General features: G+C 65.7%; 18 protein-coding genes and 1 pseudogene. 12 read left to right on the top strand and 7 right to left on the bottom strand.

Annotation, left to right across the window (positions count from 1 at the left end; translation table 11 throughout):
* Window positions 1-74 precede the first annotated feature (74 nt).
* On the bottom strand, window positions 75-2,744 hold the full coding sequence (locus EDF56_RS09135; RefSeq protein WP_132386578.1) for a valine--tRNA ligase: 2,670 nt from the start codon (window positions 2,742-2,744) through the stop codon (window positions 75-77).
* Window positions 2,745-2,930: 186 nt separating this feature from the next.
* Between EDF56_RS09135 and EDF56_RS09130 the strand changes: the two genes are divergently transcribed.
* The 5 genes and pseudogenes from EDF56_RS09130 to EDF56_RS09110 form a co-directional block, all read left to right on the top strand.
* Window positions 2,931-4,046 (top strand): MlaE family lipid ABC transporter permease subunit, encoded by a 1,116-nt coding sequence (locus EDF56_RS09130; RefSeq protein WP_132386576.1) that lies wholly within the window; start codon window positions 2,931-2,933, stop codon window positions 4,044-4,046.
* Window positions 4,043-4,996, top strand: coding sequence for an ATP-binding cassette domain-containing protein (locus EDF56_RS09125; protein WP_132386574.1), 954 nt, complete (start codon window positions 4,043-4,045; stop codon window positions 4,994-4,996). The genes EDF56_RS09130 and EDF56_RS09125 overlap by 4 nt, the downstream gene beginning before the upstream one ends.
* A gap of 10 nt (window positions 4,997-5,006) precedes the next feature.
* Complete coding sequence (locus tag EDF56_RS09120) at window positions 5,007-5,945, top strand: MlaD family protein (protein WP_132386572.1); 939 nt, start codon at window positions 5,007-5,009, stop codon at window positions 5,943-5,945.
* An 11-nt stretch (window positions 5,946-5,956) separates the two neighbouring features.
* Window positions 5,957-6,640, top strand: coding sequence for an ABC-type transport auxiliary lipoprotein family protein (locus tag EDF56_RS09115; RefSeq protein ID WP_347812976.1), 684 nt, complete (start codon window positions 5,957-5,959; stop codon window positions 6,638-6,640).
* A 380-nt stretch (window positions 6,641-7,020) separates the two neighbouring features.
* Window positions 7,021-7,494 (top strand): annotated as a pseudogene (locus tag EDF56_RS09110) (outer membrane beta-barrel protein); the annotation flags it as partial.
* Between the two features lie 351 nt (window positions 7,495-7,845).
* Here EDF56_RS09110 and EDF56_RS09105 read toward each other — a convergent pair.
* The 6 genes from EDF56_RS09105 to crcB are packed head-to-tail and all read right to left on the bottom strand — an operon-like array spanning window position 7,846 to window position 11,753.
* Window positions 7,846-8,544 (bottom strand): ATP12 family protein, encoded by a 699-nt coding sequence (locus EDF56_RS09105; protein WP_132386570.1) that lies wholly within the window; start codon window positions 8,542-8,544, stop codon window positions 7,846-7,848.
* Window positions 8,545-8,556: 12 nt separating this feature from the next.
* Complete coding sequence (locus tag EDF56_RS09100; protein ID WP_132386568.1) at window positions 8,557-8,784, bottom strand: hypothetical protein; 228 nt, start codon at window positions 8,782-8,784, stop codon at window positions 8,557-8,559.
* Window positions 8,781-9,431 carry an HAD-IA family hydrolase gene (locus EDF56_RS09095; protein WP_132386566.1) on the bottom strand — a complete coding sequence of 217 codons (651 nt, stop codon included), beginning with the start codon at window positions 9,429-9,431 and terminating at the stop codon, window positions 8,781-8,783. The genes EDF56_RS09100 and EDF56_RS09095 overlap by 4 nt, the downstream gene beginning before the upstream one ends.
* Window positions 9,428-10,030, bottom strand: a complete 603-nt coding sequence (locus tag EDF56_RS09090; protein WP_132386564.1) for an FMN-binding negative transcriptional regulator — start codon at window positions 10,028-10,030, stop codon at window positions 9,428-9,430. Before EDF56_RS09090 ends, EDF56_RS09095 begins: the two co-directional genes overlap by 4 nt.
* Complete coding sequence (locus EDF56_RS09085) at window positions 10,030-11,337, bottom strand: RluA family pseudouridine synthase (protein WP_132386562.1); 1,308 nt, start codon at window positions 11,335-11,337, stop codon at window positions 10,030-10,032. Before EDF56_RS09085 ends, EDF56_RS09090 begins: the two co-directional genes overlap by 1 nt.
* Window positions 11,334-11,753, bottom strand: a complete 420-nt coding sequence (crcB, locus tag EDF56_RS09080) for a fluoride efflux transporter CrcB (RefSeq protein ID WP_132386560.1) — start codon at window positions 11,751-11,753, stop codon at window positions 11,334-11,336. The genes EDF56_RS09085 and crcB overlap by 4 nt, the downstream gene beginning before the upstream one ends.
* A 153-nt stretch (window positions 11,754-11,906) precedes the next feature.
* On the opposite strand from crcB, the gene EDF56_RS09075 reads away from it, so the two are divergent.
* The 7 genes from EDF56_RS09075 to gatB all read left to right on the top strand — a co-directional run bounded on the left by EDF56_RS09075 (window position 11,907) and on the right by gatB (window position 18,008).
* Window positions 11,907-12,602, top strand: coding sequence for a hypothetical protein (locus EDF56_RS09075; RefSeq protein WP_132386558.1), 696 nt, complete (start codon window positions 11,907-11,909; stop codon window positions 12,600-12,602).
* Window positions 12,603-12,833: 231 nt separating this feature from the next.
* Window positions 12,834-13,040, top strand: coding sequence for a 30S ribosomal protein S21 (gene rpsU, locus EDF56_RS09070; RefSeq protein WP_132386556.1), 207 nt, complete (start codon window positions 12,834-12,836; stop codon window positions 13,038-13,040).
* A 322-nt stretch (window positions 13,041-13,362) separates the two neighbouring features.
* Complete coding sequence (locus EDF56_RS09065) at window positions 13,363-13,935, top strand: FKBP-type peptidyl-prolyl cis-trans isomerase (RefSeq protein WP_132386554.1); 573 nt, start codon at window positions 13,363-13,365, stop codon at window positions 13,933-13,935.
* The gene (locus tag EDF56_RS09060; protein ID WP_243652507.1) at window positions 13,932-14,459 is read left to right on the top strand and encodes an FKBP-type peptidyl-prolyl cis-trans isomerase; all 528 of its coding nucleotides are present in this window, start codon (window positions 13,932-13,934) and stop codon (window positions 14,457-14,459) included. Before EDF56_RS09065 ends, EDF56_RS09060 begins: the two co-directional genes overlap by 4 nt.
* A gap of 127 nt (window positions 14,460-14,586) precedes the next feature.
* Window positions 14,587-14,889, top strand: coding sequence for an Asp-tRNA(Asn)/Glu-tRNA(Gln) amidotransferase subunit GatC (gatC, locus tag EDF56_RS09055; RefSeq protein WP_132386552.1), 303 nt, complete (start codon window positions 14,587-14,589; stop codon window positions 14,887-14,889).
* 133 nt (window positions 14,890-15,022) lie between these two features.
* Window positions 15,023-16,510: an Asp-tRNA(Asn)/Glu-tRNA(Gln) amidotransferase subunit GatA gene (gene gatA / locus EDF56_RS09050; RefSeq protein WP_132386550.1), complete on the top strand. Its 1,488-nt coding sequence runs from the start codon at window positions 15,023-15,025 to the stop codon at window positions 16,508-16,510.
* Window position 16,511: 1 nt separating this feature from the next.
* Entirely contained in the window at window positions 16,512-18,008 is a 1,497-nt protein-coding gene (gatB, locus tag EDF56_RS09045; RefSeq protein ID WP_132386548.1) for an Asp-tRNA(Asn)/Glu-tRNA(Gln) amidotransferase subunit GatB, read from the top strand.
* The last annotated feature ends 75 nt before the right edge of the window (window positions 18,009-18,083 follow it).

Genomic DNA, 18,083 nt, shown 5'->3' with positions numbered 1-18,083 from the left:
AGCGGGGCCCCCGCCTTCGCGGGGGCGACGAGGGGGAGCGGTGTCGGCTTAGCCCCACCTCCCTCCGCTTGATCTTACCCCAGTCGTGCCAGCGCCGCAGCCAGACGCTCGGCTTCGGCCGAGTGGTGGGCATGATCCGCACGCGCCTTGTCGATCGCCTCGGGCTTGGCCTTCTCGACGAAGGCCGGGTTGCCCAGACGCTTGTCGAGCGAGTCCCGCTCCTTGACCGAAGCGGCCATGGCCTTTTCCAGACGGGCCTTCTCCGCTGCGATGTCGATCACGCCTTCCAGCGGGATCGCCAGCGTCGCGTCGCCCGCGCCCACCTGCATGGCGGCACCGGCGGGAGCGGCCTCGAACTTGATTGCGTCAAGGCGGGCCAGACGGTCGATCACCGTGCCGTTGCGGCCGATCACCGCGCGCGTCGCGTCCGAGGGATCGGCGACATAGGCGGTAAGGCGCGCGCCCGGCGCGATGCCGAGTTCGGACTTGGCGCCGCGCAAGTTGCCGATCAGCGCGATCAGCCATTCGACTTCGGCCTTGGCCTCGCCGTCCACCGAAGCTTCCGGCGCGGGCCATGCGGCGACGATCAGGTCCTGATCGCGCGCGCCCATCTTGCTCCACAGCTCTTCGGTGACGAAGGGCATGAAGGGGTGGAGCATGACGAGGATCTGGTCGAGCACCCAGCCGGCAACGGCCTTGGTCTCTTCGTCGAAGTTGCCCTTGATCAGTTCGATGTACCAGTCGCAGAACTGGTTCCACACGAAGTGGTAGATCGCGTTGGCCGCCGCGTCGAAGCGCAGGTCGGCCATGGCCTTGTCCAGCGCGGCGACGGTTTCGACGACTTCGCCGATGATCCACTTGTTGACGGCGGAGGTGGCTGCCGGCGCTTTGATCGAGGTGCTGGCGACGATGCCGTTGGACTGGCAGAAACGCGCGGCGTTCCACAGCTTCGTGGCGAAGTTGCGGTAACCCTCCACGCGCTTTTCATCCATCTTCACGTCGCGGCCCTGGCTTTCCATGGCGGCCATGAAGAAGCGCAGCGCATCCGCACCGTACTTGTCGATCAGGCCCAGCGGATCGACCACGTTGCCCTTGGACTTCGACATCTTCTGACCGTCGGCAGCACGCACCAGACCATGGAGATAGAGCCGCTTCCACGGCACTTCCTTCATGAAGTGAATGCCCTGCATCGCCATGCGCGCATCCCAGAAGAACAGGATGTCGAAGCCGGAAACGAGCAGATCGTTCGGGTAGTGCTTCTTCAGCAGCGGCGCGTCTTCATCGGGCCAGCCGAGCGTGGCGAAAGGCCAGAGCGCGGAGGAGAACCAGGTGTCGAGCACGTCGTTGTCGCGGGTCAGCTTCTTGTTGCCGGCCTGCGCCTGTGCCTCTTCCTCGGTCTCGGCCACGAAGATCTCGCCGTCTTCGCTGTACCACGCGGGAATGCGGTGGCCCCACCAGAGCTGGCGGGAAACGCACCAGGGCTGGATGTTTTCCATCCAGTTGAAGAAGGTCTTTTCCCAGGTCTTGGGGACGATCTCGATCGCGCCGGAGCGGACGGCTTCCATCGGCGGGCCGGCCAGCGTCTGCGCATCGACGTACCACTGATCGGTCAGCCAGGGTTCGATCACCACGCCGCTGCGGTCGCCGAACGGGGTCTGGATCACGCGATCCTCGACCTTTTCGAGCAGGCCGTCGTCTTCGAGGAACTGGACGATCGCCTTGCGCGCTTCGAAGCGGTCCATGCCGATGAACTGCGCGGGGACGAGGCCGTCCTGCGTCTGGCAGACATGGGCATCGGCATCGAGCATGTTGAGCATGTCCGCGGCCTTGAAGCCGGCGCGCTTGCCAACCTCGAAGTCGTTGAAGTCATGACCCGGGGTGATCTTCACCGCGCCGGAGCCCAGTTCGGGATCGGCGTGTTCATCGGCGACGATGGGAATCTCGCGGCCGGTGAGCGGCAGGGTGACGGTGGCGCCGCGCGCCAGCAGTTCCTTGTAGCGCTCGTCCTCGGGATTAACCGCGACGGCCATGTCGGCCAGCATCGTTTCCGGGCGGGTGGTGGCGACGTGGATATGGCCCGAACCGTCCGAAAGCGGATACTTGATGTGCCAGAAGTGGCCGTTGGTTTCGCGCGTTTCGACCTCAAGGTCGGAAATGGCGGTGCGGAACTTCGGGTCCCAGTTCACCAGGCGCTTGTCGCGATAGATCAGGCCCTGCTTGTGCAGGTCCACGAAGACCTTGACCACGGCCTTGGTGAAGTGCGGATCCATCGTGAACTGCTCGCGGCTCCAGTCCATCGAGCAGCCGAGGCGGCGCAGCTGGCCGGTGATGGTGCCGCCGGATTCGGCCTTCCATTCCCAGACCTTTTCGATGAACTGTTCACGCGTGTAGTTGGCGCGCTTGTCCTGCTTCGCTTCCATCTGGCGTTCGACCACCATCTGGGTGGCGATGCCGGCATGGTCGGTGCCGACCACCCAGAGCGCGTCCTTGCCCTTCAGGCGCTCGTGACGGATCACGATGTCCTGCAGCGTGTTGTCCAGCGCGTGGCCGATGTGGAGCGATCCGGTGACGTTCGGCGGCGGGTTCACGATGGTGAACGGCTGCGCGTCGGCGCGCTCGGGGCGGAACAGCCCTTCGCTTTCCCAATGCTGGTACCACTTCGCCTCGATCTGGGCGGGGTCGAAGGTCTTGTCCAGCCCGGTTTCGGGGGCGGTTTCGGGAGCGGCGTCTGGAGTGTCGGTCATGGCGCGGCGCTTTGCCAGTTGCGCCTTTCGCGCGCAAGTATTGGGTGGGGGAGTGGGCTGGTGCCGCAAGCTCGGCACGGATGTGACGAGCGCACCCGACAAAACCCCGCAATTGCGAAATGAACAATCCGTCGCACCGGGGGAACCCCTTGCCGGTGCAGGCATTTTCCCCCAATACGAGCGCACATGCGGGAATGGGCTGAATTCACTCTGTCGCAAGGCGACCAGGACGGCGTTCGCACGGTTGCGCTGAAGGGGCCGCTTTGCGTTCATTCGCTGGGCAATCTCGATGCCAAGCTGGCGCAGCTGGATGGGCCGTTCGACCGGGTGGACATGTCCGGCGTGACCGACATCGACACGACCGGCGCCTGGCTCGTCAGTCACTATGCCAGCCGGCACAAGCTTGAAATCACAGGCGAAAGCGAATCCGCGCGGAACCTGTTCGCCGCGATCGGCCGCCTGCCGGTGGACGAACCGCAAGTCGAGACGCAGCCCGGATTGCTGATCCGCACGCTGGGCGAATTCGGCGATCTGGTGGTCAACTGGGGCAAGGGCTTCGTCCGCGCGACCGGATTCCTGGGCGAACTGATTCTGGCGCTGGGCGCGGCGATCCGCCATCCCTCGCGCCTGCGCGGCACGGCGCTGGTGTTCCACATGCAGTATGTGGGCATCAATTCGCTGTGGATCATCGGGCTGATGAGCTTCCTGATCGGCATCGTCATCGCCCAGCAGGGCGCGGTGCAGCTCGCCCAGTTCGGGGCGGAGATCTACACGATTAACCTGACCGGCCGCCTTGCCATGCGCGAACTGGGCATCCTGATGACCGCGATCATGGTCGCGGGCCGCTCGGGATCCGCCTTCGCGGCGCAGATCGGGACGATGAAGCTGACCGAGGAAGTGGATGCCATGCGCACCATCGGCGTCTCGCCGATGCAGGCGCTGGTGGTGCCGCGCGTGTTGGCGACGATGCTGATGATGCCGCTGCTGGGCTTCTATTCCACGGTGCTGGCGATCATCGGCGGTGCCACGATCTCGAACTTCGCGCTCGACATTCCGTTCTGGACCTTCCTCAAGCGCACGCAGGAAGTGGTGCCGATCACCGACGTCTGGGTGGGCCTGCTCAAGGCTCCCGTCTTCGCGCTGATCGTGGCGCTGGCGGGCTGCTATCAGGGCATGCAGGTGAAATCGAACGCAGAGGAAGTGGGCCAGCGCACCACGCAGGCGGTGGTCACGGCCATCTTCACCGTGATCGTGCTCGACGCTTTCTTCGCGATCTTCTTCACCAAGATCGGCTGGGCATGACCGAAATCGAAACCGAATGCCCGCAGGCGCAGGACGGGCAGCCTGACGATTGCCCGATCGTGGTCGAAGGGCTGCGCAATGCCTTCGGTGAGCATGTGATTCACGAGAATCTCTCGCTCAGGGTCCGCAAGGGCGAGATTCTCGGCGTGGTCGGCGGCTCGGGCACGGGCAAGTCGGTGCTGATGCGCTCGATCATCGGGCTCCAGCAGCCCGATGCGGGCAAGATCACCGTGCTTGGCCACAGCATCGACGAATCCGCAGACGAGGAAGACGATGTCGATTTGCGTTCGCGCTGGGGCGTGCTGTTCCAGGGCGGCGCGCTGTTCTCCACGCTGACGGTGGGCGAGAACGTCGAAGTGCCGCTCAAGCAGTTCTTCCCGGAGATCGGCGACGAACTGCGGGCAGAGATCGCGCGCTTCAAGGTGCGGCTTGCGGGCCTGTCGGAGGACACGGCGTACAAGTATCCCAGCGAGCTTTCCGGCGGCATGCGCAAGCGCGCCGGGCTGGCACGTGCGCTGGCGCTCGATCCGGAGCTGCTGTTCCTTGACGAGCCCACCGCCGGCCTCGATCCGATCGGCGCCGCCGCGTTTGACCGGCTGACGCGCGGGCTCAAGGAGACGCTGGGCCTTACAGTGTTCCTGATTACCCACGACCTCGATACGCTCCACGCCATCTGCGACCGCGTGGCGGTGCTGGCGGACAAGCAGGTGATCGCGGTGGGGACGATCCCCGAACTGCTCGCGCTCGATCATCCGTGGATCCAGGAATACTTCAACGGCCCGCGCGGCCGCGCGGCGCTGGGCGCGCGGGACGAAATCGCGGAGGAGGATGCGGCCGAGGCGATGATCACGCCCGCACCGTCCGGCGAAACCTCCGGTGGCAACAATTCGGCCGACGATTCTTCGGCCAACAATAATTCCGGTAACGATTCAAACGAGCCGGGAGCATAAGGCACCAAGCATGGAAACACGGGCCAATCACGTCTGGGTCGGAGCGGTCACGCTGGTGCTGCTGGCAGCGCTCGCGGCGTTCATCATCTGGATCGCCCGCCTGAACGAAGGCGCGCGCAACGAGTTCGACATCTTCTTCAAGCAGTCGGTGGACGGCCTCTCGCGCGGATCGGGTGTCGATTTCGCGGGCGTTCCGGTCGGACAGATCCGGGAGATCGAACTCTGGCCGCAGGATCCGAGCTTCGTGCGCGTGCGCATCCGCGTCGACAAGAAAGTGCCGGTGACGGTGGGTACCACCGCCACGATCCAGGGCAGCTTCACCGGCGTTTCCGACATCCAGCTTGAAGGCGCGGTCAAGGGTGCGCCGCTGCTCACCGAGCCGGGCCCCGAAGGCGTGCCGGTGATCCCGACGAAGCGGGGCGGGCTGGGCGAGATCCTCTCGAACGCGCCGCTGCTGCTCGAACGGCTGGCGACGCTGACCGAGAACCTCAACCTGTTGCTGTCCGAAGAGAACCGGCGTTCGATCACCGGCATTCTCAAGAATACCGACAAGATGACGCACGACATTTCGCAGGCGACGCCGCAGGTGAAGCAGACGTTGCAACAGTTGCAGTCGACACTCGATCAGGCGACGCGCACGCTGGCCGCGTTCGAAGGTGTGGCGGGCAAGGCGGACAGCCTGCTGGGCGATCAGGGCAGCTCGCTGGCCGATCAGCTGCGCCAGACGCTGGCCTCGGCGCAGAAGTCGATGGATACGCTGAACCAGACGTTGGAGCACGCGCAGCCCGCGTTCGACAAGGTTTCGAACCAGACGCTGCCCGCCGCCGAATCCGCCATCCGCGATCTTCAGGCGACCAGCCGGGCCCTGCGCGCGGTGACCGAGAAGATTGACGATCAGGGCGCCGGCGCGCTGCTCAAGGGGCAGAAGCTGCCCACCTACAAGCCATGATGAGGGCGACGATGGTCGAGATGCAAAGCGCAAAGACGGACGGGGGCAGGGGCTCCAGTGGCAGGCTTCCCGGTGGCCGGATGCTGGGAGGCGCGCTTGCCCTTGCGGCCTGCCTGGCGCTTCCCGGCTGCATCAGCCTGGGCGCCAAGCCGCCGGAGCAGCTGATCCGCCTGACACCGGACGATAGCGCGCCCGCGGGCACGCAAGTGAGCGGCCAGGTGGCCGATGCCATCGTCGTGCTCGATCCCGATTTCGATCGCAGCCTCGACACGCCGCGCGTGCCGGTGAAGATCGACGCGTCCAGCCTGTCCTACCTCAAGGACGCATTCTGGACCGAGCGGCCCGCGCGGCAGATGCGCACCTTGCTGGCCGAAACGCTGCGCGCGCGCACCGGCAAGCTGGTCGTCGTGGGCGGCGATTTCGAGACCACCGGCCGCACCCTGATCGGCGGGCGCCTGCTGGACATGGGCTATGACGTGCCTACCCGCTCGGTCATCGTCCGCTTCGATGCGACCCGCACCGAACGGGGCGGCCCGATCACCACCCGCCGCTTCGAGGCGGCCGTGCCCAACGTGAAGCCCGATGTCGCCGATGTCGCGCCCGCGCTGAACCGGGCCGCCAACGATGTGGCAAAGCAGGTCGCAGACTGGGTAAAAGGTGAAGCAACGGCGCCTTCCGCGCAGTACGCGCAGTAAAAGACATTATTCGCAAGATTTGATGTCTTTTGCCGATCGCTTGGGCGGGTTTGGTGGATGCGGCGGAAAATAAATTTCCGCCGCATTTATGGTTTTTGCGAATTTTCATATCAACCGCGGGTTTCCGCCATTCCGGCGTGATGGCGTCAGGCCTTATTGTGACACCTTTGTCACAATGACAGTTTTGTGACGACATATTTCAAGTCTGTAAGTTGAAAGGGAATCCCCGGCCTGTATTCGGCCCCCGACCTCGCCGCCACGAATGTTGCGGGGCAAGTAGAATGCAGGAGCATACCATGAACAAGATCGCCCTTCTCGGCGCTGCCGCCGCCCTTTTTGCCGTTCCGGCCGCTGCCAACGCGTAGGCCTATGTTCAGGCTCAGACCGGGCTCGACAGCGTTTCCGTCAATGGCGGATCGTCGGAAGGCCTGACTTATGGCGTGGCCGCCGGCTACGACGTGCAGGCCCGCGAAGCGCTGTTCTTCGGCATCCAGGCCAGCGTTTCGGACAGCACCACCAAGGAATGCGAGCACGACCTGCTCTCCGCCGGTGACAAGCTTTGCGTCCGCACCGGTCGCGACCTTGCCGTTGTCGCTCGCGTGGGCACCAATGTCGGTGCCGACACCAAGCTTTACGTCCTTGGCGGCTACACCAACGCCCGTCTGCGCGCGACTTACGACGACGGTGTGAACAAGGATAGCGCCGGTACCAACGTCGACGGCTTCCGCGTCGGCGCCGGTTTCGAGCACGATTTCGGCGGCAACCTGTTCGGCAAGGTCGAGTACAACTACTCGAACTACGAGAAGGGCGTCAGCCGCCACTACGCGCTGGCCGGTCTCGGCGTGAAGTTCTGATCTCAAGAAGAGCGGGAAGGCACGGCGGCAACGCCGTGCTCCGTGAGGGATGCCCGCTCCGGTTCAGCCGGGGCGGGTTTTCCTGTTTTTATAGGCTCGCTCTCCGCCGCAAGAGAAGCGGGATCCCCGCCTTCGCGGGGATGACGGGCTGTTGGTTGGCTTGTGCGGACAACAGATCATCGCGCCTTTTGGGAGGCTTTTCCTGTCACGTCGTTGTGGCAGGTGGTGCGAACTCTATCGTTCCGGCGAGGCTGAAGTTCCCCGGCGGGGGCACGCGAACTTCTCGCAAAAAAACTCCGTCGTCCCCGCGAAGGCGGGGACCCCGCTTTTCTTGCGACAAAACCCAGCGGTTCAGCCCGCCCGAGCCAGCCGGACAAAGTCCATCGCCAGCGTAAAAGCGGCAAAGCGCGCGGCACGGCGTTCGGCGGCTTCCCAGTCCTCGCCCCAGAGTTCGACCTGCCAGTCCTCCTCGAGATTGGCGGCCTTCCACAGCGCTTCGGCGTCGGCGCCGGGCTCGATGGCCGCCAGCGCGACCACCAGCGAGTGGGCCAGACTGGACAGCATCTTCAGCGACGCCAGCGTGAAGGCGTCCTGCGCCCCAAGCGTGGCTTCCAGTTGCGCCAGCGTCTCGGCGGGCTGTGCCTTGTGGACGATCCCCGAAACGCGCGTGAAGCGCAGGCCGTGGCGCTGCTCGGCAGCGGCCAGCAAGGGCTCCCACACCGCAAGCTGCCGCGCGAACAGCGCATCCTCGGGATCGGCGCGGTAGCAGAGCGTGTCGGTCTCGGCATAGGGCAGGATCTCGCGCACGGCGAGCGCGCGATCCGGGATTACGACATCGACCGCGAAGTCGGCCAGATCGCGCAGCGGGAACGTGCCCGGGTCGATCTCCTCGCCCTGCGCGGCCCATTCGGCGGCGAGCGCCTCGGCGAGCGCCGGAGTGGGAACCACTTGCGGGCGGCCGCCGGCGGTCTTGATACCGCGCCCGTCGAGCAGCACGCGCCAGCCATCTTCCGTCCCGGAGACGGTTGCTTCCTTGTAGAAACGCTTCACTTCAGATGTCCGTCAGTCTTGGCTGCGCCATTTGCGCACGAGCATGGTGGGGATGACGAAAACGTCGACAAGGCCATTGGCGATGAGGACATATCCGACCCAGAGCGGGAGGTTCAGCTTGCCCGAACCGATCATCATGCCGCCCACCACGCAGGCGACGCCGAAGATGCGGACGAGCTGGATAGTGGCCCAGCGCCTGCGTGCAGGATCTCGGGCAGGATCGGTCTCGTTCGTGGTCATGCGATCAGGTGCTCCAGCAGCGCGCGCGGGGTTTCGACGACGATCTCCGCCCCGGCGGCGATCAGTTCCTCCGGGTGGTGATAGCCCCAGTCGACGCCGATGCCGCGCGTTCCGGCGTTGGCCGCCATCCGCATGTCATAGGCGGTATCGCCGATCATCACGGTTTCGCTGGCTTGCGCCCCGGCTTCGAAGATCGCTTCCTCCAGCATCGCGGGATGCGGCTTGGAGGGGTGGCGGTCTGCGGTTTGGAGCGTGACGAACAGGTCGGTGATGCCGTTGGCGGCAAGGCAGTGCGTCAGCCCGCGATCGGACATACCGGTGGCGACGCCCAGCGTCCAACCGGCGCCGTGCAGCGCACGCAGCGTCTCGTCGATGCCGGGGAACAGCGGCTGCGAGACGCGGCCCTCCTCGCGCGCGGCGCGGAATGCCAGCTTGTAGGCCTCGGCCATGGCGTTCTGCTGCGCCTCGTTGCTTTCGGGCAAGAGCTGGCGGATCGCCTGCGGCAGCGAAAGGCCGACCGCGCGGCGGATCAGCCCGCGCGAGGGGGCAGGGAGGCCGAATTCCGCAAAGCTCGCCTCCATGGCCTCGCAAATCGGCGCCTGTCCGTCGACCAGCGTGCCGTCGCAATCGAAAATGGCGAGTTTCATTCAACAAGGTCCCGCATAAGCTGCGCCATCGCGCGCGATCCCTCCGCTTCGAGCCCCAGCGCGACGCGTTCGCGTTCGTCAGCGGGCTTGTTCTGGGAGAGTTTGAAGGTGGGGCGCCAAGCCTGGACTTCCATCTCGAAGCCGACGATTCCGGCCTTGAGTTTGGCCAGATGGCCGGGCGGCACTTTGCCCATGGTCCAGACTTCGCCCTGGCTGACGCGCGCTTCGTTGCGGGCGGACAGGGCTTCCAGCAGGCCCATCAGGCCCTCGTCGTCCATCCGGCGCACGCGGCCTTCCATTTCGACGCTGACGTAGTTCCACGTCGGGACTTGCCCGCCATCGGCATACCAGCGCGGCGAAACATAGGCGTCGGGCCCGTTCACCACGGCCAGCACGGTCGTCCCGGCAATGTGGCGGGTGAGGGCATTGCCGCGCGCCAGATGGAACTGCACGGCGCCGTCGCCGGTCCGGAGCAGGGGGGTATGGGCAACGCGCGGTCCGTCCGGCGTGGCTGCGAAGACCATGCCGAAGCCGATCTCGTCAACCAGCGTCTCGACCATGGCACGGTCGGCCGGACGGAACTGCGCGTTGGGATGCATCAGCGCTTGCCGCGCGGTGCGCCGCCGCTCGGACGACCGGCGGGCTTGCCGCCGGCGCCGCCAGCGGGCCTGCCCGGGCCAGCAGGCTTGCGAACGCCCGGCTTGGCAGCGACCGGCTTCCCGGTTGCGGCCTTGCGCGGACCGGCTTTCGGGCCGCTCGGCTTGCCGGCCGGCTTCCCGCTGGGCTTCCCGCGCGAGCCGGGGCGTTCGGCGCCGCCGTCACGGCGCGAACGGCGTTCGCCGCGGCGTTCCTTGCGGTACTGCTTGGCGTGAGCCTTGGCGACGCGCTTCTCGTCTTCCTTGCCGAACACGGCCGGACCTTCGGGCAACTCCGCGCCATCCGCCTCGTCGAAGCCGAGCGAGGCCATCGAATTGGCGAAGTGCTCGGGCAGGGGGGCGGTCACGTCCAGCGGGGTGCCGTCCGGATGCTCAATGATCAGGCGGCGCGCGTGGAGGTGCATCTTGCGGCTGATCGTGCCCGACAGGAACGCTTCCTGCCCGCCGTACTTGCCGTCGCCGACGATCGGGTGGCCGATCGCCGCCATGTGGACGCGCAGCTGGTGGGTGCGGCCCGTCAGCGGGTGCAGTTCCACCCAGGCGGCGCGGTTGCCCGCACGGTCCAGCACGCGGTAGCGGGTGCGGGCGGACTGGCCGCCTTCCTCGTCAACGTGCATCTTCTCGCCGCCGGTGCCCGGCTGCTTGGCGATGGGCAGTTCGATCATGCCGTCGTTGATGCTGGGCACGCCCACCACCAGCGCCCAGTAGATCTTCTTCGCGGTGCGCCCCGAAAAGCGCTTGGAGAAGAACGAGGCGCTGCCCGGCGTGCGGGCGATCAGCAGGACGCCCGAGGTGTCCTTGTCGAGCCGGTGGACAAGGCGCGGGCGCGGGCCCTTGTCGACATAGGCGTCGAGCAGGCCGTCGACGTGCTCTTTCATGCCCGAACCGCCCTGCGTGGCAAGGCCGGGGGGTTTGTTGAGCACGATGGCCGCGCGGTCTTGCGTCAGGACCATCGAATCGGCGAGCGCGATCTCTTCCTCGGTCAGTTCGCGGCGCGGGCGGGGGGCGCCAAGGCCGGGCTTGGCCTCGCCGCCCGGCGGCACGCGCAGGACTTGCCCGGCGGAAAGGCGGGTATCGACATCGGCGCGCTTGCCGTCGACACGCAGCTGGCCGGTACGCGCCCAGCGCGAGACCATCGCGAAGCCGACTTGCGGCAGATGACGTTTGAACCAGCGGTCAAGGCGGACGCCCTCGTCGTCGTGGCCGACGGTGAACTGGCGGACGGAATCGGAATTATCGGCACGGCTCATGCTGCGCTCCTCATCAAGGTAAGGCCGAGGAACAGCGCGCAGAGGCCGGCGGCCAGAGAAATCGCGACGTAAAACACGGCAAGGCCCGGATGGCCGCGCTGGGCAAGCGCGACAGTGTCCAGGCTGAAGGACGAAAATGTTGTGAAGCCCCCAAGCACGCCGACGCCTAGCAGAAGGCGCAGGTTTTCTCCACCCACCGTCCCACTGGGCATGACGCGGCCGAGCCAGCCGATCAGCAAGCCCATGGCAAGGCTGCCGACGACGTTCACGGTGAGCGTGCCGTAGGGAAACGCCAGTGCGCGGGTGGGGCCAAGCAGAACGGTCCAGCCATAGCCCACGCCGAAGCGCAGCCATGAGCCGATCGCGCCGCCCAGCGCCACCAGACAGGAGGCGAGGAGGAAGGAGGGTTGGGGCATGGGCCCGCCTTAGCCGCGAATGCGCGGATTTCCAATCGTGGTGGAAGCCCCGCTCGACATCCGTGCAGATACTTGTCCGCGCTTTGACCGTTTGCAGGGCATGGCCCTCTATAAAGAGCCCGGGTGCGACCCCACTCCGCAAGGAGATATCCTATGCAAGTCTCATCCGCCACGAGCGCGCTCAGCGCTCTGTTCAATCCCCGCAAGGATATGGACAACAAGGTCGCCTCTGCGGTCAGCAACGGCACCATCACCGATACCGACGCCAGTGCCATGGAATCGGCGCTCGATTCGATCGACAGTTCGCTGACGTCGGGTTCGGGCAGTTCTTCGGGCAGCCGCCTCGATCCCTCGCAGATGAAGGATCGCATCGATTCGCTGATTTCCGATCAGGTTTCGGCGGGCACGCTGACCGACGATCAGGCGAGCACGCTTCAGTCGCTGTTCGCGCAGGGTCCTTCGGCTTCCTCGTCGGGCTCCACGGATGCCGCCGCTTCGACCGGCACTGACGAGACGCAGGACGGCGTCGAAGGCATGGGCGGTCCTGGCGGTCCTGGCGGCCCCGGTGGTCCCGGCGGCGCGGGCGGCCCGCACGGCGCCCATGGCGCACACCACGCGCACCGCACGCAGTCGACCGACGACAGCGACGATACGGACGATTCGACCTCTACTGATTCGACCACGTCCACGACGTCGACCGATTCCACCGATGACACCGATACCGCGCTCAACGCGATCCTCAGCTTCATCCAGAATCTGAAGGACAATCAGGGTACGAGCAGCACTTACTCGGCCTCCGGCATCAACGAAGCCTCGGCTTCCGGCCTGATCGTCGATCAACTGGCCTGATCGGCGGTAATGGTGTAGAAAGTCTTCCGTCGGGTCGCCGTGCCCGGCGGAGGGCGCTTTTCCGGGCTCGAATTGAGCCGAGATAGCTTGCCTTGCAGCCCTGTTGGTGCTAGCGGCGCCCAACTTCGAGCCGACCTCCCACGGGATTCGGCGTATTTTCGTGTTTTCCCAAGGCACCTTCCGCGTCGGAATGCGGAAACAGTGCTTTCGATTTGTGAGGTGTGTCGGTTTATGCAGATTCTCGTCCGCGACAACAACGTCGATCAGGCTCTTCGGGCTCTCAAGAAGAAGCTGCAGCGTGAAGGCGTTTACCGCGAGATGAAGCTGCGTCGCCACTTCGAGAAGCCCTCCGAGAAGCGTGCGCGTGAAAAGGCTGCTGCCGTTCGCCGCGCTCGCAAGCTGGAGCGCAAGCGTCTCGAGCGTGACGGCGTCAAGTAAGGCATTTGCCTGAAGGGGCGCGGGCCTCCGCCTGCGCCTGACAGCACCGGCCCGTGCTCTCATCCGGCCGCCATGGAACATCCGTTCTGCATGGCGCCGGGCGAGGGTCGCGGGCCGTGCCGATTCGGGCATCGTGCGTGCAAGCTGCGTCTGTTCAGGCTGCGCGCCCGCGATCCGCGAATCTGCGATCCGCGAATGCGGCTTAATCGCTTGATGACCGCGATTTCCTGATCCATGAGGGCGCGGACGAATCCGTGCCCTTTTGCGTATCCGCGTCCCAATGCGCGCGCGCAGGCGCCACAAGAGAAACCAGGAAGGCTCCATGACAGAGATCACCCGCGTCCCGCTGCAGCCGATTGCCAAGGGCGCCGTTGCCAAGATCTGGATCGGCGTTGCCGCCATCGCGCTGGCCGCCGGTGGTATTGCCTATGCGGCCCTGCCGCCTTCCGTGCGCGTCGAGACGATCAAGGCCGGATCGGGCGAATCGCCCACCATGGATGACGTGGTGCTGATCAACTACAAGGGCACGCTGCCCGACGGTAAGGTCTTCGACCAGCAGAAGGGCGTGCCGATGGCACTGGCGGAAGTCGTTCCCGGCTTCGGCAAGGCGCTGGTCAAGATGCAGCGCGGCGGCACCTACAATGTCGAGATCCCGGCGGCGCTGGGCTACGGCGACAAGGGCGCAGGCCCGATCCCGCCGAACACCAACCTGCACTTCGAGATCCAGCTGATCGACTTCAAGAGCCGGGCAGAGATCGAACAGCAGCAGCGCATCCTGCAGCAGCTTCAGCAGATGCAGATGCAGCAGGGCGGCGCTGCCGCCGGCGCGGTTCCGGGCGGCATGCCGGGCGGTATGACCGCAGGCGCCCCGGCCGAAGCGCCGGTCCAGCCTTGATCGCCGCCGCAGTGAAGATCGCCCCGATCGCTCTCGCATTCGCGCTCATGGCGCCGGTGGCTGCCCATGCGGCTGCTCCGGCAGCGGCCGCACCTGCCGCAGCCACCGCTGCCGCACCCACGGTCAAGGTCGAAACCCTGACCGCCGGTGAGGGCGCCAAGCCTTCAGCCGAGGACTACGTGCTCGTCGCCTACAAGGGCATGCTCAAGGACGGCACCGTGTTCGACCAGTCGGATGCGACGCCGATGGCGGTTGCCGACGTGGTACCCGGTTTCGCGCAGGGCCTCGTGCAGATGCAGCGCGGCGGTTCCTATCGCCTGACGATCCCCGCCGCGCTCGGCTACGGCGCGGAAGGGTCCGGCCCGATCCCGCCGAACTCGGACCTCGTGTTCGAAGTCCAGCTGATCGACTGGAAGACCCATGCCGAATTCGAACAGATGATGGCGGCGGTTCAGGCGCAGCAACAGGCGGGGCAGCAGGGCGCTCCTGCCGGCCAGCCGGCTGCACAACAACCCAAGCAATAAAGCCGTCGGCGGCCTTTCGGGGCCGCTCGATGCTTGAAGCAATTCGGGCCGGGTGCTAGCTGCCCGGCCTGAACTTATGGCGTCCGCGCGTTTCCGGTGCGGTGCCGGTCAAAACTGAAGGAACGCCATGTCGGTCGATACCGCAACCGTTGCGAAGATCGCCAGCCTTGCCCGCATCAAGGTGAGCGAGGCTGAAATCGAGGCGATGGTCCCCGAACTCAACGGCATTCTCGCCTGGGTCGAGCAACTCGGCGAAGTCGATACCTCGCAAGTCGAGCCGATGACCGCCGTCATCCCTAACACGCTGCGCCTGCGCGACGACGTGATCGATGCCGATCCGCTGACCGGCGGCGACAAGCGCGATGCGGTTCTGGCCAATGCGCCTGCCGCGCAGCACGGCTTCTTCGGCGTGCCCAAGGTTATCGAGTGATATCGGCGGAACGCCTCGTATTCCCATCCTTCGACAGGCTCAGGATGAGCGGGTCGGGGAACAGGGACATATTTTTCCCCGCTCGTGCTGAGCTTGTCGAAGCACTGGCGGCACACAACGGCTGGATTGCAGCATGACTGAACTTACGGAACTCGGCGTCGCGCAGATCCGCGACGGCGTTGCGGGGGGCGATTTCACCGCCGTCGAAGTGGCCGAGGCGTTCAACGCCAACGTCGCCGCCGCGCAGGAAGCGCTCAACGCCTTCATCATCGCCACGCCCGAAAAGGCGATCGAGGCCGCGCAGGCCACCGACGCCAAGCGTGCCAAGGGCGAGGCTCTGGGCAAGATGGGCGGCGTGCCGATCGGCATGAAGGACCTGTTCGCCACCTTCGACGTGCAGACCACGGCCGCCAGCCACATGCTGGAAGGCTTCAAGCCGCAGTACGAATCGACCGTCTCGCAGAAGCTGTGGGATGCCGGTGCGGGCATGCTGGGCAAGCTCAACCTTGACCAGTTCGCCATGGGCTCGTCGAACGAGACCAGCTATTTCGGCAACGTGATCTCGCCGTGGAAGCGCAATGACGGTGGCAATGCTGCCCTCGCTCCGGGCGGTTCCTCGGGCGGTTCCTCGGCTGCGCTGGCCGCGCGTCTCTGCCCGGCGGCGACCGGTACCGACACCGGCGGCTCGATCCGCCAGCCGGCCGCTTTCACCGGCACCACCGGCATCAAGCCGACCTACGGCCGCTGCTCGCGCTGGGGCGTGGTGGCATTCGCCAGCTCGCTCGACCAGGCAGGCCCGATGGCTCGCTCGGTGCAGGACTGTGCAATCATGCTGGAAGCCATGGCCGGTTTCGACGCCAAGGATTCGACCAGCCTCGACCTCCCCGTGCCGAACTGGGAAGCCGCTCTCTCGGGCGACATGAAGGGCAAGAAGGTCGGCATTCCGAAGGAATACCGCGTCGATGGCCTGGACGACGATGTCGCCAAGTCGTGGGACGACGGCATTGCCTGGCTGAAGGATGCGGGCGCGGAGATCGTCGAGATCTCGCTGCCGCACACCAAGTACGCGCTGCCCACCTACTACATCATCGCCCCGGCCGAAGCCTCGTCGAACCTCGCGCGCTATGACGGCGTGCGCTACGGCCTGCGCGATCTGCCGGACGGTGCGAACCTTCAGGACATGTACGCCGCCACCCGCGCCGCCGGTTTCGGCCCCGAGGTGAAGCGCCGCATCCTGATCGGCACGTACGTGCTCTCGGCCGGTTTTTACGACGCCTACTACACGCAGGCCCAGAAGGTTCGCGCGCTGATCGCGCAGGACTTCGCCAAGGCCTTCGAGCAGTGCGACGTGATCCTCGCGCCGACCGCGCCCTCGGCCGCCTTCGGCCTTGGCGAGAACGTCGACGATCCGCTGAAGATGTACCTCAACGACGTCTTCGCAGTCCCCGCCTCGCTCGCGGGTCTTCCGGCGATGTCGGTCCCGGCCGGGCTCAACCGCGAAGGGCTGCCGCTGGGTCTTCAGGTCATCGGCAAGGCTTTCGACGAACAGGGCGTGCTGAACGCCGGTCTCGCGCTGGAACAGCGCGCGCAGTTTGCGGCCAAGCCGGAAAAGTGGTGGTAATATGAGCACTTATCGCATCCAGGGCGCCACCGGTGACTGGGAGGTCGTGATCGGCCTCGAAGTCCACGCGCAGGTCACCTCGAACTCCAAGCTGTTTTCCAGCTCTGCCACGGCGTTCGGCGCGGAGCCGAACTCGCAGGTCTCGCTGATCGACGCGGCGATGCCGGGCATGCTGCCGGTTCCGAACCGCGAATGCATCCGTCAGGCCGTGCGGACCGGCATGGCGATCGAGGCGCAGATCAACAAGTGGTCGCGCTTCGATCGCAAGAACTACTTCTACGCCGACCTTCCGCAGGGCTACCAGATCAGCCAGCTCTACCACCCGCTGGTGGGCGAGGGATCGCTGACCATCGAGGCGGACGAGAAGGCGGGCATCCCGGCCGACAAGGTGATCGGCATCGAGCGCATCCACGTCGAGCAGGACGCGGGCAAGCTGATGCACGACCAGCATCCGACGATGTCCTACGTCGATCTCAACCGCTCCGGCGTGGCGCTGATGGAAATCGTCAGCCGCCCGGACATGACCTCGCCCGCAGAGGCCGGGGCTTACGTGGCAAAGCTGCGTCAGATCCTGCGCTATGTCGGCTCGTGCGACGGCAACATGGATCAGGGCTCGATGCGCTGCGACGTCAACGTCTCGGTGCGCAAGCCCGGCGAGCCGTTCGGCACCCGGACCGAGACCAAGAACGTCAACTCCGTGCGCTTCGTCATGCAGACGATCGAGCATGAGGCCAGCCGTCAGGTCGATGTGCTGGAAAGCGGCGGCAAGATCGTGCAGGAAACCCGCCTGTTCGATCCGACGACCGGCTCCACGCGATCGATGCGGTCGAAGGAAGACGCGCACGACTATCGCTACTTCCCCGATCCGGACCTGCTGCCGCTCGAACTCGACGATGCCTTCCTTGAGGCATGCCGCGCGAGCCTGCCCGAACTGCCGGACGCCAAGCGCGCCCGCTACGAAGGCGAACTGGGCCTTTCGGCCTACAACGCCGCCGTGCTGACCGCCGATGTCGATACGTTCGCATGGTTCGAGGCACTGCTGGCCGAAACCGCTTCGGCACAGGGCAAGCAGCCTGCCGAAGTCGCTAAGCAGGCGGCCAACTGGCTGATTTCGGAATTCTTCGGCGCGCTCAACAAGCTGGGCAAGTCGCTGGAAGACTCGCCGATCAGCCACGAACAGGCGGCGGAACTACTGGCGCTGGTGGGCAAGGGCACGATCTCGGGCTCGATCGCCAAGCAGGTTCTCGAAACGATGTTCGAGACCGGCGACAACGCCGGTGTCATCGTCGAGCGCGAAGGCCTGAAGCAGGAATCGGACACCGGCGCCATCGAGGCCAAGGTGGACGAGATCCTCGCCGCCAATGCCGACAAGGTCGCCCAGTACCGCGAAGGCAAGGTTGCGCTGTTTGGCTTCTTCGTCGGCCAGACGATGAAGGCCATGGCCGGCAAGGGCAACCCGCAGGTGGTGAACGAGATCCTGAAGGCCAAGCTGGGCTGACGGACTGCGGTACCGATTGAAAAGGGCCGGGAAGCGGATGCGCTTCCCGGCCCTTTTTGCGTCTGGTGAGAGCGT

This window comes from Novosphingobium sp. PhB165, from assembly GCF_004341845.1.
Taxonomy (GTDB): domain Bacteria; phylum Pseudomonadota; class Alphaproteobacteria; order Sphingomonadales; family Sphingomonadaceae; genus Novosphingobium.
Note: the sequence above shows the minus strand (reverse complement) of the source record. Positions and strands in the feature narration are given on the sequence as shown.

Excerpts from the sequence above, each read along its gene's own strand:
- EDF56_RS09135 (WP_132386578.1), bottom strand. The coding sequence starts at position 2,744 with ATGACCGACACTCCAGACGCCGCTCCCGAAACCGCCCCCGAAACCGGG.
- EDF56_RS09130 (WP_132386576.1), top strand. The coding sequence starts at position 2,931 with ATGCGGGAATGGGCTGAATTCACTCTGTCGCAAGGCGACCAGGACGGC.
- EDF56_RS09125 (WP_132386574.1), top strand. The coding sequence starts at position 4,043 with ATGACCGAAATCGAAACCGAATGCCCGCAGGCGCAGGACGGGCAGCCT.
- EDF56_RS09120 (WP_132386572.1), top strand. The coding sequence starts at position 5,007 with ATGGAAACACGGGCCAATCACGTCTGGGTCGGAGCGGTCACGCTGGTG.
- EDF56_RS09115 (WP_347812976.1), top strand. The coding sequence starts at position 5,957 with ATGGTCGAGATGCAAAGCGCAAAGACGGACGGGGGCAGGGGCTCCAGT.
- EDF56_RS09100 (WP_132386568.1), bottom strand. The coding sequence starts at position 8,784 with ATGACCACGAACGAGACCGATCCTGCCCGAGATCCTGCACGCAGGCGC.
- EDF56_RS09095 (WP_132386566.1), bottom strand. The coding sequence starts at position 9,431 with ATGAAACTCGCCATTTTCGATTGCGACGGCACGCTGGTCGACGGACAG.
- EDF56_RS09090 (WP_132386564.1), bottom strand. The coding sequence starts at position 10,030 with ATGCATCCCAACGCGCAGTTCCGTCCGGCCGACCGTGCCATGGTCGAG.
- EDF56_RS09085 (WP_132386562.1), bottom strand. The coding sequence starts at position 11,337 with ATGAGCCGTGCCGATAATTCCGATTCCGTCCGCCAGTTCACCGTCGGC.
- crcB (WP_132386560.1), bottom strand. The coding sequence starts at position 11,753 with ATGCCCCAACCCTCCTTCCTCCTCGCCTCCTGTCTGGTGGCGCTGGGC.
- EDF56_RS09075 (WP_132386558.1), top strand. The coding sequence starts at position 11,907 with ATGCAAGTCTCATCCGCCACGAGCGCGCTCAGCGCTCTGTTCAATCCC.
- rpsU (WP_132386556.1), top strand. The coding sequence starts at position 12,834 with ATGCAGATTCTCGTCCGCGACAACAACGTCGATCAGGCTCTTCGGGCT.
- EDF56_RS09065 (WP_132386554.1), top strand. The coding sequence starts at position 13,363 with ATGACAGAGATCACCCGCGTCCCGCTGCAGCCGATTGCCAAGGGCGCC.
- gatC (WP_132386552.1), top strand. The coding sequence starts at position 14,587 with ATGTCGGTCGATACCGCAACCGTTGCGAAGATCGCCAGCCTTGCCCGC.
- gatA (WP_132386550.1), top strand. The coding sequence starts at position 15,023 with ATGACTGAACTTACGGAACTCGGCGTCGCGCAGATCCGCGACGGCGTT.
- gatB (WP_132386548.1), top strand. The coding sequence starts at position 16,512 with ATGAGCACTTATCGCATCCAGGGCGCCACCGGTGACTGGGAGGTCGTG.